This window comes from Veillonella dispar (genome assembly GCF_900637515.1).
GTDB classification, from domain to species: domain Bacteria; phylum Bacillota; class Negativicutes; order Veillonellales; family Veillonellaceae; genus Veillonella; species Veillonella dispar.
In genome coordinates this window covers 1,703,494-1,719,185 of the sequence record NZ_LR134375.1, presented here as the reverse complement: position 1 = coordinate 1,719,185, position 15,692 = coordinate 1,703,494, and the positions used below count along the sequence as shown (strand labels likewise).

Genomic DNA, 15,692 nt, shown 5'->3' with positions numbered 1-15,692 from the left:
TTGCTTAACGGTCTTTTTATTGTCTCTTATAATACGCTAACACCTTTTAAGGAGTAAGCAGTATTTCTAGGTTGTTCTACTTGGAAGTCAAGTACAACAGGAGATTCAGAGTTGATGCCAGGTGCTTGATAGCGGTCATGGTCTGTTGGAATACGTTTATACGGTAATTTATCAAGTAATACGGTCATAACTTTATTCCATACAGCCTTATGTGTTGGCATTGTCAAGGAATCATCTGTTTGATTGAATCCACTGCGTACAGTGTGAATAACTTGGTCATTCACATCGTAGTAATATAACAATGCATTTACCTTTGCTGCAATGTACATTTCGCGATCATCATTGTTATATGCGTATGGGCTATTTACACCATTGATTTGTACGTAAACGTCTTGCAATGGTACAGGCATGATAACAATTTCAGAGTTTTGTGCAGATGCAATTTGTGCAAGGTCAACAGCTCTAATTTCTGCTGTTGGCGTATTAGTACTTACGATTGCTGTGTCGTAGTACGGATATTTAAGTGTGTTAGATAGGCGGTCTGTCATGTAACGACCAAATTGTGCTGTATTTTCATTGCGCAACTTGGCAGGTACTACGATTGTTACCTTGCGACTAGGGAAGTTTTCTAAGTGACCATCATAATTAGAATTAGATGTATTGATCGTCGCTTTTTCAGGGGTTCCTACAACTGGAGTAGAAACAGGTGTGTTGGCAACCTTCAAAATAGGTTGACCATTATTATCGGATTGTAATGTAGGTGTAGTTGTATCTACATTGGATTGCACAGAATTAATAACAACCGGTTGAGCCCTATTGGATGTTAATTGACTCATATTAATTGTGGCCGCACTTGCTGTAGCAAGTGTAGATGCCAATAGTACACCTAGTACTGTAAGTAGCGAACGTTTATAGCGTCCGAATTTACGAAACATAGTTCCTCCTCTTAATAAAACTCTTTAAATTTTTACAAACAAAACAACTGGTACTATTATATCACATATACAAAAAAAAGAAGCAAGCTTTATGCTTGCTTCTTGGTCTGGTGGACGATGACAGGATCGAACTGCCGACATCCTGCTTGTAAGGCAGGCGCTCTCCCAGCTGAGCTAATCGTCCATGTGGTGACCCGTCCGGGAATCGAACCCGGGATACCGCCGTGAAAGGGCGGTGTCTTAACCGCTTGACCAACGGGCCAGAATGGCTCCTCGAGTAGGACTCGAACCTACGACCGATCGGTTAACAGCCGATTGCTCTACCAACTGAGCTATCGAGGAATGGTACGATTGTTATTATATGTTAGATTAATTATAAAAGCAAGCGTTTTTTTTAAAATTACTATAAATCAAAAGGCGTTAATTATGACTAAAACACATAACTTTATACAAAAAATAACTTATCAAAAATAGTGATAAGCAAGTCATTAAAATTTATATAATCTATAGAGATGAATAAACATAGATAATGCCTATATTTATAAGGGATTCATAATGTATATTTTCTTAAGAGTTAGCAATATAAGTATATTGAATATAATCGGTATACATATGCATTGTAAAAAAGTTTAAACCTTTTATTTGAAAAGTAATATCAAGTAGCTTAAAAGCGTATTCATCATCTTAGATATACTCTGCATTTATAAGGTGCTTTTAACCTAATTCTTACCTCTAAAAGTCGATTGTGATAAAGAGTATAAAAATACTTTCAACCTATGATTAACTATGACTTTTATCACATCGTCGAAGTGATTTTTTGGGGACGAAAAAGGGTAAAAAAGTGATGTTGACATGCCGAAATATATACAGCAATATTCATGAAAATTGTTCTCAAAATATGAAAAAGCATTGAGAAAACTGTATAGTTGAGCCGTTGAAAGCCTGTATATTGTGTGTTACGATTGATGCATAGAGTTAATCTCGATGTGTATGAGATACATATATTTCATATACTCGAGAGTAAAAAGTTATCTCACGGTAATTAGAATTAATATTCAACTATGTTCCTGAGGAGGGATTATCTTGCGCGAGATTCAAGTATCTGAAATCACAAAAACAGTCCGTCAAATGTGTATGGACGCAGCTTACCACTTGCCAAAAGACATCTATGAAGGCTTGAAAAAAGGCCGTGAAACAGAAGAGTCTCCAGTTGGTTGCATCGTTCTCGATCAAATCATCAAAAATGCAGAAATTGCTGATGCTGAAGATCGTCCATACTGCCAAGATACTGGTATGACATTGGTATTCTTAGAAGTAGGTCAAGACGTACATTTTGTTGGTGGCGATCTTAAAGAAGCTATCAATGAAGGTGTTGCTCAAGGCTATGTAGAAGGTTACCTTCGTAAATCCGTTGTAGCAGAACCATTGTTCAACCGTAAAAACACTCAAAACAATACACCTGCAATCATTTACATCGATATCGTTCCTGGCGATAAAGTAGAAATCAACGTAGAACTTAAAGGTTTCGGTTCCGAAAACAAATCTGACGTAGCTATGTTGGTACCTGCAGATGGCGTTGAAGGCGTTAAAAATGCAGTTCTTGAAATCGTAAAACATGCTGGCCCTAACCCATGCCCTCCAATCGTACTTGGCGTAGGTATTGGTGGTACTATGGACCAAGCAGCTGTTATGTCCAAAAAAGCTTTGCTTCGCGATATTAGCACTCCTCATAAAGATCCTGAGTATGCAAAATTGGAAGAAGAAATTTTGGAAATGGTTAACAAAACTGGTATCGGTCCACAATTGGGCGGCACAACAACTTGTATCGGTGTAAACATCGAATGGGGTGCAACTCATATCGCCGGCCTTCCTGTTGCTGTTACTATTATGTGTCATGCTGCTCGTCATAAACACGTAGTACTTTAATCGGTAGGAGGTAATTACAATGGCTGAAACAATTCGCATTAATACTGAAGAATATAATGAAGAGTTTTCCCGTAAATTAAAAGTTGGTGATAGCGTACTTATCACTGGCAAAATTTACTCCGCTCGTGACGCTGCTCATAAAGTTATGACTGAAGCTTTAGCACGCGGTGAAAAATTACCAATCGATTGGACTAACAAATTCGTTTACTACCTTGGCCCAACACCTGCAAAACCTGGTGACCCAATTGGTTCCGCTGGTCCTACAACTTCTGGTCGTATGGACGCTTACACACCAACAATGCTTGATCAAGGCATCAAAGGCATGATCGGTAAAGGTTCCCGTAAACCAGCAGTAGTTGAATCCATGAAGAAAAATGGTTGCACATACTTCGCAGCAGTTGGTGGCGCTGCAGCATTGATTGCAAAATCCATCAAAAAATACGAAGTACTTGCTTATGGTGAACTTGGTCCAGAAGCTTTGGCTGAATTGACAGTTGAAGATTTCCCTTGCATCGTAGTTGGCGATACTGAAGGTAACAACTTCTACGAACAAGGTCAAAAACCTTACAGAAAAATCTAATATCACCGTTGAGTGATTAAAAGAGGCTTGCATTTGCAAGCCTCTTTTTATTTGTAGAAAATCTATATGTATCACTGTAAATGTATATATTTAATGATTATTACATTGTTTATTAGTATGATAGTAATAAATAAAACTACTTTTATAATTACTATAGTCTTATGTAATGTTCACTTGTATTGCGTAGAGTAAAGTCTACCGATTCTGTCCATTTTGTGATAATATACATATAGATTTATACATTCAAAGTGAGTGAGGCGATATCATGACTTCTGTAGAAACTATTCGTCAGTCAGTGCGCACAGCGATGGCTGAATTACTCGATTTGGCAAAGGTTCGAGAAGGTCAATTGTTCGTTGTGGGCTGTTCCACTAGCGAAGTTATGGGTAAGAAAATAGGTACTGATTCCCACATTGATGTGGCTCAGGTCTTATTTGATGAAATATATAAAGCTGTTAAAGCTAAAGGTCTTAATTTGGCGGTTCAATGCTGTGAACATATTAACCGTGCGCTTGTTATGGAACGTAGCGCGGTAACATGGGAGGAAGAGGTTAATGTAGTGCCTCAACGTCATGCAGGTGGAGCTATGGCAGTTACTGCTTATGAACGTTTTGAAGATCCAGTAATGGTTGAATTTATTAAAGCTGATGCTGGTATCGATATTGGGGATACTTTTATAGGCATGCATATGAAACATGTTACCGTACCAGTGCGCCTCAGCATTAAAGAAATTGGTGGGGCCCATGTAACAGCTTGTCGTGTTCGACCTAAGAGCATTGGTGGTGAACGTGCTGCATATAATGAAGCGTTGATGTAGGGGGTTAGTATGTCAAACGTAATACCGTATTTTGTATTAGCCGTTGTGGCGCTCGGATTTTTTGCTATTTGTTACGCTGTTTTTAATCGTAATGATGGTGAAAGCCAAGCGAAACATGAGCATCGTGATAGATCTGTTACTAAGCCTAATGATGAACATCATAAAGAAAAATCGCTTAATGAATCCAAGGTTGGGGATGTAACGGTTACACATGAAGGTGGAACCAATGTATATACAGCCTCCATTATGGATGACAATAAGGATTCCGAAGCTTCTGAATCTATGGTGGATCATGAAGATACATCCTATAATCGACGAGATGGGAATCAATTACATGTTGAAAATTCCTCTACAGGATATTCATTAGCATTAGGTCATCAAGCAGAGTCAACTCAGACAGAGTCTGGTAAACCAATCTTGGAAGAACAGGAAACTGTTCAAGATTCAACTGTTTCTGGCGAATCGACTCAACAAGAATCTGTTTCCCAAGAGGTGCCAGTATCTAGTCCAATAGCACCTAGTATGGATGAAACCATTGTAATGCCCGCTGTTTCAGATAATAGACTTCAAAATGTTGAGCATAATGCTACTCCATTGATGGATAAGACTATTGTTCTCGATGCCGTAACAGATGAACTGCGCAATCGAGCTAATTCCGTAGAGGATACGATTGCTATGGGCGAGTCTGTAGAAGCCTTAGAAGCTGATGAAGCTGAGAATTTAGATGTTACGCAAATGATTGGTGGTGCCGACGAGGTACAAACAGTAGAAGGTCCATCTGTATTGGATGAAACACGCTTGTTTGACGCTTCTGAAATAGAAGCTCAATTGGCGGCAGCTAGTATGGTTGAAGAAGAGGTACCTACAGGGCAATGGGCTAAAGCAGCACATGAAGATAAATGTGTTGAGTTAGCGATTGCACCATTTGTTCATGCTTTTGGTGTATTACATGGCGATACACAACATTATGTGGAATCCATTACAAGAGATGCGTTAGCTGCTCTTAATATTACAAAGTTAGCTGAAGTCAACGCACTTCTTGATAATATTGTAATTCAAGAAGCACTAATGAGCATGCAAAAGGCTTATGCTGCTACGAATACAGAGTGGATGAAATCCGCTGCGCTAGGCGCATTCCTAGATGTAGTACAATCGCCTAAGTCTAGTACGCCGTACCTTGTAGCCTTTGATGCATTACGCGTATTGCCACATTTAACGCTAGGTCATTTCCAAGTCATGGCATTGACCCTATTATTACAATACTCTAGAAACTCTAATAACTATGGATTGATTCACTTCCAACATTATGTAGAAAAATATATTGAGCCATTCATTTCTGATTTGCCTCAAAACAATTCTTTCTACCGCCAGCTAGACTATTTACGCTGTACGCAAGAGGAACGCGAACCAATTACATTAGCTCAAGTGTTATCCAATTCCTATCCATTTGTGTTCAACTATCGTGGCTTCTCCAAGGAGGAACTCTTCCGTGCTACTGATGGTCATGGCGTTGATCCACGTTATGTGGTGCGTAGCTTGAATTCCAATCTTTATAAATTGGCGTTAGTTGACGAGTCTTTAGCACCTCGTTTCTTTAGACAAACTCGTATTTCTGATTCTATGGTTCAACGTGATCTCATTGCGCTTATGAAGAGTAAACCGACTGCTTTCAGAGGTCAAGAAGCACGTGATATTATGGATGATATTTCTCCAGTTCTACTAGATTTAGCGGATGTATTTGATCATACGCCGATGTCTAAAATCAGCTTAACATTGCTTGGCCTTTACTTAGGCCGTGCTCATGTGAAAGCAACTATTGGTGAAGAATTCGATTTATCTCATTGGTTCTAATAACCAAAGAAAATAATTAAACTATAAAAGGTCTCCCTAGATGATCTAGGGAGACCTTTTTCGTTTGATTATATGTTAGAACGAATAATTGTATTATTTATTAGAAACGACGATTTGATTACATTTTAAAAACGATAGGGCGATTACATGTTAGAAACTATTAAAACCAAATTCTTCAATTCCTTCAATATCTTTTAACGTTACCGTGCGACCTGTAATATCTATAATGCCTTCATCGCGAAGTCGACCGAGCTCACGGCTAAGTGCTGTGCGAGATACATTGAGTACTTCTGCCATTTGCTCACGGTTATGTGGCAAATGGATTGTTGTAGACTGCTGACGTTTATAAATGTCTGTTAAGTACGCGAAAATCTTCTCGCGCATACCTTTCAAGGTAAGATAATGAACCTTTCTTGTAAGGAGAATAGCTTTTTCAGACAAGTCCTCCAATAGGTTGGACAAAATTTTTGTTTGGCATTGTTGGCAATCAGGCAATGTATCAATAAATGTTTCAAGAGGAATGAACATAATTTTACTAACCTTTGTAGCTTTAATCGTAGCAGGCCATAATGGTTGTTTACTAAATAGCAATGCTTCACCAAAAATATCAGATTGTTCAAGGTTAGCCATAATAACGCGTTGGCCCATAACATTTTCCCGTGTCAGTAACGCACTGCCTTCGAGAATAACGCCAATGCCTTCCATAGGATCCCCAGAGAGGGCAATAAAATCATTTTTCTTATAGCTATGTACAATAACCTTTGCATTATGTAAATAGCTGCGTAGTTCAGGTTCGCCCAACTTATTAAATAAAGGGCATTTAATTAGGGTAGGTAGATATTGGTTGATAATGTCATTTGAAAGTATTTGCTTCATGGTCGCCTCCGATGTGACGAAGTCTATAGTAAATTAAATTGATTATTGTATAATAATAGTATAAGGTCAAATGACCTACCTGTTCCGAAAGGGGAGCCAGGTAAAAATTTTGAAAAAGTTTTTTATTTGTTGCTCAAGCTACAGAAATTGTATCATCTTTACGTTATACTTTCAAATGTAATCAATCAGACACCTGATAATTCATCAGTGTAATGTATAGGTTTTATATTATCTAGCTTGAATGCGAGGAAGTCTCGCAAAGGAGGATTTTTAAATGAGTATGTTCTGTTATCAATGCGAACAATCTGCAGCACCAGGCGGCTGTACTGTACAAGGTGTATGTGGTAAAACTGCACCAGTTGCTAACTTACAAGACGAATTAACTGCTGCTTTAGTTGGTTTAGCACGCGCTTTAGACGTAAAAGGCCAAACTAAAGAAGGCGTTGACTATTTAATGCGTGGTTTGTTCATGTGTGTAACAAACGTAAACTTCTCTGAAGACCGCGTTCAAGAATTCATCGACGAAGTAAACGCTTATCATGCAAAAATCGATAGCGCAGCTCAAAACTTCGATTGGGAACAATTGTGGAAAGGTGAAGAAGATATCGTATCCCTTCGTTCCACATTATTGTTAGGTATGCGTGGTATGGCTGCTTATGCATGGCATGCTGCACGCCTTGGTTTCCATGATCCTGAAGTTGATGCTTGGTTCATCAAAGGCATGGTAGAATTCGCTAAAGACCACAGTGCTGAAGAATGGTTGAACTTGTTGATGGAATTCGGTCAAATCAACTTGAAATGCATGGCTATTCTTGATAAAGCTAACACTGAAACATATGGTACTCCAGTACCAACTACAGTACCTTTGACTGTAGAACCAGGTCCTTTCATCGTTGTAACTGGTCATGACCTTCACGACTTGAATCAATTGTTGGAACAAACTGATGGTAAAGGTGTAAACATCTATACTCATGGTGAAATGTTACCTTGCCACGCTTACCCTGAATTGAAAAAACATCCTCAATTGAAAGGTAACTTCGGTACTGCATGGCAAAACCAACAAAAAGAATTCGTTGACGTTCCTGGCGCATTCTTGTTCACTACAAACTGCATTATGCCACCAAAAGAAAACTACAGAGCTAATATCTTCACTACAGATATGGTAGGTTTCGACGGCTGTGCACACGTAGAAGAAAAAGCTGATGGCACTAAAGACTTCTCCGCTGTTATTGAACGCGCAATCGAATTGGGCGGCTACAAAGAAGCTCAAGAATTCACTGGTATCAACGGTGGTCACGAAGTAACTACTGGTTTTGGTCACGGTACAGTATTGGGTATTGCTGATAAAGTAATCGACGCTGTAAAAGCTGGCGCAATCAAACACTTCTTCTTAGTTGGTGGTTGTGACGGTGCTAAAGTAGGCCGTAACTACTACACAGAATTCGTAAAACAAACTCCAGATGATACTGTAGTATTGACATTGGCTTGTGGTAAATTCCGCTTCAACGACCTTAACATCGGTGAAATCGGCGGTATCCCTCGTATCCTTGATATGGGTCAATGTAACGATGCTTACTCCGCTATTCAAGTAGCAGTAGCTTTGGCTGGTGCATTTGAATGTGACGTAAACGACTTGCCATTAACATTGGTATTGTCCTGGTACGAACAAAAAGCAGTATGTATCTTGTTAACATTGTTGGCATTGGGTATCCGCAACATCTACATCGGACCTTCCTTGCCTAAATTCTTCTCCAGCAATGTATTGAACATTTTGGTAGAAAAATTCCAATTACATCCAATTACAACTCCAGAAGCTGACATGAAAGCTATCTTGGGCTAATCGGATCCATTAATCTATTAACCACAGTCCTACTTCCCCTCTCTTTTATGATTTAGGACTGTTGTTATAAATAACGCACCTTAGGTTCGCCTAAGGTGCGTTTTTTATTATTTTTTTGAAAGCTATATCTTAGTGGCTGTATATTGATGGGGCCCAGTTTGTATCTACAACTTAGTTAAAAAGGAAAGACTATACTTCTTTGCTCCTCGTGACCTGATGTCGCTGCATAAGTATAGTCTTTCCTTTTTATAACTGTAGATAAGAAGGCGTCCCATCAATATACTAATTCTTAAATAGCTTTCACCAAAATAGTACTTGGAGAGGGATGCGGTTTGCACTCAATAGGTTATGCCCATTAGCAGAAAGGTTCGTGGAAAATAAGTTCCATCAATATACAAACTTATAAAATAGTGTTTTTCAAAATAGTAACGTAGAGTGGGGATGTCGATGTATACGTATAGTCCTCTGTAGAAGTACATTTATGCCCCTAATGTGCATATAGACAGTAATCAATATCGATTGTTATACTATAGGTAAAGTAAGATTTTTTCACATTGTTGATGTGTATATAGAGGCGTGTATGAATAGTATTTTTGATATTATAGGGCCTGTTATGATTGGCCCGTCTAGTTCGCATACAGCTGGTGCTGCGCGGCTAGGTAAGATGGCGCGGTGTATTTTCCGTTCCACACCTAAAAAGGTAGATTTAACCTTATATGGATCTTTTGCGAAGACCTATAAAGGTCATGGTACAGACCGTGCTTTGATTGGCGGTTTATTGGGGTTCAAAGAGGATGATACGAATATTCGTGTTGCTCATAAATTAGCTGAGAAAGAGGGGATGGAGTACAACTTTATTGAGTCTCCTCTCGATGTAGGCCATCCTAATGTAGTTCGTTTTGATATGTACGATGAACATAATCGTCATATGACTGTTATTGGTCGTTCTCTTGGTGGTGGTCAAATTATGATTACCGAAGTAGATGGCAATGATATGTCTATTACTGGCGATGAGTTTACCCTTGTCGTATTTCATGAGGATAGACCTGGTGCCATTTCTCTTGTGAGCCAAGCATTGAGTGAGTCCGATATTAATATTGCTACCATGCGTGTATTCCGTAAGGGTAAGCACAAGGATGCAGTGATGGTCATTACTACCGATACAGTAGTAAATCCTATTACCGTTCAGTTTATGCGCGAGTGTCCAGGCATTCAAGATGTGATGACCTTTGAAGCGTTATAGGAGGGCGAATGATGAGTTATGCATACGATACAATTGCAGATATTATTCGCTTAGCTGAGGAAAATAACATTTCCTTTGGTGAAGTAGTACTGCGTTATGAATTAGAAAATTATGACCGCAGTGAAGAAGCGGTTATTCGTGAAATAGAGCATCGTTTAGACATCTTTGAAGGTTCTATTCAAGATGGTATAGACTATGCAGAAAAAACAGCGTCTGGTATGTCCGGTGGCCAGGCAGCACAGCTTAATGGACAAACACCAAGATTTATGAGTGATATTGCGTACAAAGCTATGACCTATGCTATTGCTGTTAATGAAGCAAATGCAAAGATGTTCCGCATTGTTGCGTGCCCTACGGCTGGATCTTGTGGTGTTATGCCTGGTGCGGTGAAAGCAGTAGCGGACCATTACAAGCTAGATAGAGCAACTATGGTAAAGGGCTTCTTGGCTGCCTCTGGCATTGGCAATGTCGTAGCGAATCGCGCTTGTGTGGCCGGTGCCGTTGGCGGTTGCCAAGCAGAAATTGGTACGGCCGCTTGTATGGCTGCCGGTGCTATTGTAGAAATGATGGGTGGTACGCCTCGTCAAGTAGGACATGCTATCGCATTGTGCATGAAAAACTTATTGGGCCTTGCCTGTGATCCAGTAGCAGGGCTTGTAGAGGTACCGTGCGTTAAACGTAATGGTTTCTATGCAGTTCATGCCATTACTGCATCTGAATTGGCTTTGATGAATATTGAAAGTCAAATTCCACCAGATGAAGTTATTGAAGCAATGAATAATATCGGTCGCGCTATGCCAGCAGCATTGCGTGAAACAAGTGATGGCGGCCTTGCGGTAACACCGACGGGTACAGCTATTGCAGAACGAGTGCAATCCTTATAGGATTGCACTTTTTTCATGCTTTCATTTGTAGTAAAATAAAGGTTAGACTAGTTCAGAAAGGAGTGTGCATGATGGAACAAGCCAATCGAATATTGACTGTATTAGAAGAAGCAGGTTATGAAGCCTATATCATTGGCGGAGCAGTGCGTGATATTTTGATGCATCAAAAGCCTCATGACTTTGATATTGTGACGTCTGCACGCCCTGATACGGTAATTGAAGTCCTACGCGGTCAAGATATTCAAACGACAGACTTAGTAGGAAAATCTTTTGGTGTAGTAGTAGCTACACTAGAAGGAAAGCAATATGAAATTGCAACGTATCGCACTGAACGATATGGAGCGGATAGTCATCGACCAGAAGAAATCGCTTATGCCGATACCTTGGAGGAAGACGTGTTGCGTCGCGACTTTACGGTCAATGGCATGGCGATGAATCGTTTTGGTGAGGTCATAGACCTAGTAGGGGGACGTCGAGATATCAAGCATAAGACATTGCGAACCATTGGCAATGCACAGCAACGCTTCGAAGAAGACGCATTGCGATTATTTAGAGCATGCCGCTTTGTGGCAAAGCTAGATTTCTTACCTACCGAAGACTTATTAGAAGCTATGCCAAAGGCATTTTATCGTGTGCCTGGGTTATCTCTTGAGAGAGTCCGTAGTGAACTGGACCGACTCATGTTAGAGCCCGCTGTGGCTAAGGGCCTTGATGTATTAGTACAATCTCGCTTGGCCGAGTGCTCTTGTCGCGTTGTAGAAAATGGCGTGGCTCGTGAAGTGCCTATTTTACCAGAGCTATACCATCTTGTGAATTTACCACAAGAAAAAGACTTTCACGAATTTGATGGTTGGTATCATACATTAGCCGTTGTATCTCATACAGAACCAGATTTAACATTACGTTGGGGTGCACTGTTACACGATGTAGCAAAGGGGATGCCTACGGTGCGTGCTGTGGTGAATGGTCGCCTCACAGATCGTGGTCATGATACATTAGGGGCTGAAATGACAGAAACATTACTTACTCGTTTAGGTTACCCTAAGAGTTTTGTGCGCCGTGTAGCTTGGATTGTAAAAAATCATATGCGCTTTCACTATTTTGTACAAAATGGGGAAGCTAATGAGAAGAAGTGGATCCGTAAAGAGGCTCGCAGCGGTGAGTTTCGAGATAGTCAAATTATGCGAATTGCATGGGAACAATTATCTAAGGTTTGTGCTGCCGATGTATTAGGCTGTGGGAAGCCTTATGCATCGACGGATGGCACCTTAGCCTTTGGTGAATGTATGGCAGATCTTAGCCTAGAGATGCCTATCCATACAAAGGATTTAAATTATGACGAACGAGTTATTAAGCTTGCAGGGAAAAAAGTGGGGGAAGGATTGCAGTATTTATTAGGTCAGGTTCAAAATGGGGTGATTCCCAATGAACCAGATGCATTATATGATGCATTAGACCATAAGTTACGCCGTCCAGTGGAGAAATGATGAAGTTATTAAATAAAGCGTTATTACGCATGAGTGATTGGAGTCGCACTACGTGGTGCCTTGCCATACTCATGACCGTTGCCTTCGTCCTTATCGGGCGTTTAGCACAGTTACAGGTCTTTGATACCTTTGACCTAGAGAAGAAAAACTTATTACAAGTTCAAGTAGATAGAAAATTACAATCGCCGCGCGGTACAATCTATGACCGTAATGGCAAGCCTTTGGCGATGAGTGTAGTTACAAAATCTTTATATGCGGATCCGAAGATGATTAAACAGTCTCCTCAAGAGATTGCGGATCTCATCTCACCGTACGTAACGATGTCAAAAGAGAATATTGTGAAAGCTTTGCAAGAGGATACCGCCTTTGTCTGGTTGAATCGTATGATGGATGCAGACAAATCAAAAGGGGTACAACAAGTTATTAAGGATAATAATATTGCAGGCCTTAATTTCGTTGAAGAATCTAAGCGCTATTATCCAAATGGTGTCTTAGCGGCACAAGTATTAGGCTTTGTCGGTACTGATGATAAAGGCCTTGATGGGCTAGAAATGGTTCTTGATGACGAATTAAAGGGGGGCGTACAACAAGAAATTGTAGCTACTGATAATAAAGGGAATGCCATCTTTGGTTCCGTACTATCTAAATTTTTACCAGATAAGGGTAAAAGTGTAACCTTAACCATCGATGCAACAATTCAATTTATTGCAGAACGCGCTCTTGATAAGGCGATGGTTGATACAGGAGCTAAGCATGCCAGCGTTATCGTTATGGATCCAAAGAACGGTGAAATATTAGCGATGGCCAATCGTCCAAGTTATGATCCTAATAACTACAACCAAAGTGGTGAAGAGGCTTTCAAAAATATTGCGGTTACCAATTTATATGAACCAGGCTCTACATTCAAACCTATCATTGCATCTGCAGCTCTTGCAGCAGGCAAATGGAAGTTAGACACTGTGTATAACGATAAAGGGGCCTTCGCTGCCAATGGACATATCATTAGAAACTGGAATGGTGAGGGATATGGTCCTGTTCGTTTGCTAGATATTTTGAAGTACTCTATTAATACTGGTATGGCTGAAATTGGTACATTAACAGGCGCAGATATTCTCTCGAAATATGTACGTGATTATGGCTTTGGTTCTGAAACAGGTATTGAATTGCCTGGTGAAGGAGCAGGTATTTTGTATAATCCAGAGGATATGAGTAAGCTAGACGTTGCGACTATGTCCATCGGTCAAGGTATTGCGGTTACACCATTACAAATGGTTCGCGCCTTTGGTGCACTTTCTAATGGTGGGGCTATGATGAAACCACATATCATCAAGTCTTATAGTAACTCTCAAGGCGATGTTACAAGTACGACTGAAACATCTGTTGTGGGACAACCAGTTCCGGCGGAAACCGCTAAAACCATTGTAGATATTCTAGAAAAAGAAGTATCCGAAGGTGGCGGTACAAAAGCGATGGTAGAAGGTTATCACTTCGGCGGTAAAACTGGTACGGCGGAAAAACTAGATACCAAACATGGCGGTTATCTCGACGGACAATACATTGCGTCCTTTATTGGCTTTGGCCCTGTAGAGGATCCAAAATTTGTAGTTCTTGTCGTTATTGATGACCCACAAAAGGGTTCTATTTATGGTGGTCAAATTGCAGCCCCTGTATTTAAGGACATCGTATCTCAACTTGTACGGTATTACCAAATGAGTCCGTATGTTAAAGAAAGTACACCAGTAGCTGTTAAAGCTGCTAATACATTACCTGAACCAAAACCGGGAAGTGATGGTTCTGTTACATTGCCTAACTTTACTGGTTTTACCTATGGTGAAGTGCGTGATTGGTTACATAAGGCGGGACTTGCCTTTAAACCGGATGGAACTGGTACGGCTACATCTCAAGATGAAAGTAGCGGTACAACTGTTCAGGCTGGTACAGCAATTACTGTTCATTTCCGTAGATAAAACGAATTCGGTCATAATTAGAAATTATAGACAGTTCGTTATATAATAGAATAAGAGACTTAGGTGCCTCTCCGGAGGCACCTTATTTTATAGATAGTTTGAATGAATGGAGATACACATGATTGAATTACGCGGTAAAGCAGTAGCAGATGCTCACAAGGCGATTTTACAAGAAAAAGTTGCAGCAGTAGGCGACTCTGTAATTACTATGGCAGTATTACTCGTTGGTGAAGACCATGGGGCTCATATGTATGCTACATTTATGGAAAAGACAGCTAAGAACTTTGGCTATGGCTTTGTATTAAAGGAATTACCTGAAACGGCTACACAGGATGAAGTAGTTACAGCATTGCAAGAATTAAATAATGATGCGGTTGTTCATGGAATTTTACCGTTAATGCCGATGCCTAAACACATTGATACAGAGGCTCTTATTGATATGCTAGATCCTAAAAAAGATATCGATGGTTTAACTACGTACAATATTGGCCTTGTAACTGCAGGTAAAGGTGGTTTTGCCCCTTGTACTGCTAAGGCGTGCATGGCAATTTTGAATCACTACGATATTCCTGTAGAGGGGAAACATGTGGTAGTAATCGGTCGTAGCCAAGTTATTGGCAAACCAGTAGCTCTTATGACCCTTGGTGCACATGGTACTGTTACAATGTGCCATTCTAGAACTCCTGATTTGGCAGAGCAAGTAAAACGAGGCGATATCGTCATTGCTGCAGCGGGTCGTGCTCATATGATTACAGCAGATATGATTAAGCCAGGTGCTGTTGTTATCGATGTAGGCATTAATGAACTAGAAGGTAAGACGGTAGGCGATGTTGATTATGAAGCGGTAAAAGATATTGCGTCTGCAATTACTCCAGTACCTGGTGGTGTAGGCTCTGTAACGACTACTATGATGCTTGAAGCTGTATATGAGGCATACCATGCATGAGATGTCTATAGCAGAAGGCATACTTGATGTAGCCCTCGATACGTTACGCCAACACGATGCATCTGTGATTCATTCTGTTCAACTCGATTTGGGTCTTATGAGTGGCGTGGAACCAGATTCGCTTCTTTTCTGTTGGGAAGCCGTTACAAAGGGGACCGCCGCAGAAGGCTCACGTATTGAAATCAACACCATTCCTATTGAAGGAAAGTGCTTGGATTGTGATAAAACATTTCCTGTAGAAAATTATAAATTTATCTGTCCGTATTGTGACAGTCATTTCGTACAAACCATTGGTGGCCGTGAACTACAAGTGACCTCCATGGATATCGATTGATAGAAA

The 15,692-nt window shown here is 40.3% G+C and carries 13 protein-coding genes and 3 tRNA genes; 11 read left to right on the top strand and 5 right to left on the bottom strand.

What is annotated here, in order from left to right; translation table 11 throughout:
• Nucleotides 1-26: 26 nt before the first annotated feature.
• The 4 genes from EL171_RS08120 to EL171_RS08105 form a co-directional block, all read right to left on the bottom strand.
• Nucleotides 27-935, bottom strand: coding sequence for a hypothetical protein (locus EL171_RS08120; RefSeq protein WP_005385440.1), 909 nt, complete (start codon nucleotides 933-935; stop codon nucleotides 27-29).
• Nucleotides 936-1,043: 108 nt separating this feature from the next.
• Nucleotides 1,044-1,119: transfer RNA gene (locus EL171_RS08115), tRNA-Val, on the bottom strand.
• 3 nt (nucleotides 1,120-1,122) lie between these two features.
• Nucleotides 1,123-1,197: transfer RNA gene (locus EL171_RS08110), tRNA-Glu, on the bottom strand.
• 4 nt (nucleotides 1,198-1,201) lie between these two features.
• A tRNA-Asn gene (locus EL171_RS08105) sits at nucleotides 1,202-1,277 on the bottom strand.
• A gap of 741 nt (nucleotides 1,278-2,018) precedes the next feature.
• Between EL171_RS08105 and EL171_RS08100 the strand changes: the two genes are divergently transcribed.
• The 4 genes from EL171_RS08100 (at nucleotide 2,019) to EL171_RS08085 (ending at nucleotide 6,109) form a co-directional block, all read left to right on the top strand.
• Nucleotides 2,019-2,861 (top strand): fumarate hydratase, encoded by an 843-nt coding sequence (locus EL171_RS08100; protein WP_039968967.1) that lies wholly within the window; start codon nucleotides 2,019-2,021, stop codon nucleotides 2,859-2,861.
• 19 nt (nucleotides 2,862-2,880) lie between these two features.
• Nucleotides 2,881-3,441, top strand: coding sequence for a Fe-S-containing hydro-lyase (locus EL171_RS08095; RefSeq protein WP_005385442.1), 561 nt, complete (start codon nucleotides 2,881-2,883; stop codon nucleotides 3,439-3,441).
• Between the two features lie 265 nt (nucleotides 3,442-3,706).
• Nucleotides 3,707-4,258 carry a TIGR01440 family protein gene (locus tag EL171_RS08090; protein WP_005385443.1) on the top strand — a complete coding sequence of 184 codons (552 nt, stop codon included), beginning with the start codon at nucleotides 3,707-3,709 and terminating at the stop codon, nucleotides 4,256-4,258.
• 9 nt (nucleotides 4,259-4,267) lie between these two features.
• Nucleotides 4,268-6,109, top strand: a complete 1,842-nt coding sequence (locus EL171_RS08085; RefSeq protein ID WP_005385444.1) for an LPO_1073/Vpar_1526 family protein — start codon at nucleotides 4,268-4,270, stop codon at nucleotides 6,107-6,109.
• A 150-nt stretch (nucleotides 6,110-6,259) separates the two neighbouring features.
• Here the strand turns inward: EL171_RS08085 and EL171_RS08080 are convergent, their stop codons facing one another.
• A complete protein-coding gene (locus EL171_RS08080) occupies nucleotides 6,260-6,985 on the bottom strand; it encodes a Crp/Fnr family transcriptional regulator (RefSeq protein ID WP_005385445.1) in 726 nt (241 codons plus the stop codon).
• 274 nt (nucleotides 6,986-7,259) lie between these two features.
• On the opposite strand from EL171_RS08080, the gene hcp reads away from it, so the two are divergent.
• From hcp to hypA, 7 genes are all read left to right on the top strand, one after another.
• Complete coding sequence (gene hcp / locus EL171_RS08075; protein WP_005377073.1) at nucleotides 7,260-8,825, top strand: hydroxylamine reductase; 1,566 nt, start codon at nucleotides 7,260-7,262, stop codon at nucleotides 8,823-8,825.
• A 580-nt stretch (nucleotides 8,826-9,405) separates the two neighbouring features.
• Entirely contained in the window at nucleotides 9,406-10,068 is a 663-nt protein-coding gene (sdaAB, locus tag EL171_RS08070; protein WP_005385446.1) for an L-serine ammonia-lyase, iron-sulfur-dependent subunit beta, read from the top strand.
• A gap of 11 nt (nucleotides 10,069-10,079) precedes the next feature.
• Nucleotides 10,080-10,952, top strand: a complete 873-nt coding sequence (gene sdaAA, locus EL171_RS08065; protein ID WP_005385447.1) for an L-serine ammonia-lyase, iron-sulfur-dependent, subunit alpha — start codon at nucleotides 10,080-10,082, stop codon at nucleotides 10,950-10,952.
• A 68-nt stretch (nucleotides 10,953-11,020) separates the two neighbouring features.
• Entirely contained in the window at nucleotides 11,021-12,439 is a 1,419-nt protein-coding gene (locus EL171_RS08060) for a CCA tRNA nucleotidyltransferase (RefSeq protein WP_005385449.1), read from the top strand.
• Nucleotides 12,439-14,406: a penicillin-binding transpeptidase domain-containing protein gene (locus tag EL171_RS08055; RefSeq protein WP_039968971.1), complete on the top strand. Its 1,968-nt coding sequence runs from the start codon at nucleotides 12,439-12,441 to the stop codon at nucleotides 14,404-14,406. The genes EL171_RS08060 and EL171_RS08055 overlap by 1 nt, the downstream gene beginning before the upstream one ends.
• Nucleotides 14,407-14,524: 118 nt before the next feature.
• Nucleotides 14,525-15,352 carry a bifunctional 5,10-methylenetetrahydrofolate dehydrogenase/5,10-methenyltetrahydrofolate cyclohydrolase gene (locus EL171_RS08050; protein ID WP_039968972.1) on the top strand — a complete coding sequence of 276 codons (828 nt, stop codon included), beginning with the start codon at nucleotides 14,525-14,527 and terminating at the stop codon, nucleotides 15,350-15,352.
• Nucleotides 15,345-15,686: a hydrogenase maturation nickel metallochaperone HypA gene (gene hypA, locus EL171_RS08045; RefSeq protein WP_005385455.1), complete on the top strand. Its 342-nt coding sequence runs from the start codon at nucleotides 15,345-15,347 to the stop codon at nucleotides 15,684-15,686. The genes EL171_RS08050 and hypA overlap by 8 nt, the downstream gene beginning before the upstream one ends.
• Nucleotides 15,687-15,692 lie beyond the last annotated feature (6 nt).

Excerpts from the sequence above, each read along its gene's own strand:
- EL171_RS08080 (WP_005385445.1), bottom strand. The coding sequence starts at position 6,985 with ATGAAGCAAATACTTTCAAATGACATTATCAACCAATATCTACCTACC.
- EL171_RS08095 (WP_005385442.1), top strand. The coding sequence starts at position 2,881 with ATGGCTGAAACAATTCGCATTAATACTGAAGAATATAATGAAGAGTTT.
- EL171_RS08055 (WP_039968971.1), top strand. The coding sequence starts at position 12,439 with ATGAAGTTATTAAATAAAGCGTTATTACGCATGAGTGATTGGAGTCGC.
- EL171_RS08060 (WP_005385449.1), top strand. The coding sequence starts at position 11,021 with ATGATGGAACAAGCCAATCGAATATTGACTGTATTAGAAGAAGCAGGT.
- sdaAA (WP_005385447.1), top strand. The coding sequence starts at position 10,080 with ATGAGTTATGCATACGATACAATTGCAGATATTATTCGCTTAGCTGAG.
- sdaAB (WP_005385446.1), top strand. The coding sequence starts at position 9,406 with ATGAATAGTATTTTTGATATTATAGGGCCTGTTATGATTGGCCCGTCT.
- EL171_RS08120 (WP_005385440.1), bottom strand. The coding sequence starts at position 935 with ATGTTTCGTAAATTCGGACGCTATAAACGTTCGCTACTTACAGTACTA.
- EL171_RS08090 (WP_005385443.1), top strand. The coding sequence starts at position 3,707 with ATGACTTCTGTAGAAACTATTCGTCAGTCAGTGCGCACAGCGATGGCT.
- hypA (WP_005385455.1), top strand. The coding sequence starts at position 15,345 with ATGCATGAGATGTCTATAGCAGAAGGCATACTTGATGTAGCCCTCGAT.
- hcp (WP_005377073.1), top strand. The coding sequence starts at position 7,260 with ATGAGTATGTTCTGTTATCAATGCGAACAATCTGCAGCACCAGGCGGC.
- EL171_RS08085 (WP_005385444.1), top strand. The coding sequence starts at position 4,268 with ATGTCAAACGTAATACCGTATTTTGTATTAGCCGTTGTGGCGCTCGGA.
- EL171_RS08050 (WP_039968972.1), top strand. The coding sequence starts at position 14,525 with ATGATTGAATTACGCGGTAAAGCAGTAGCAGATGCTCACAAGGCGATT.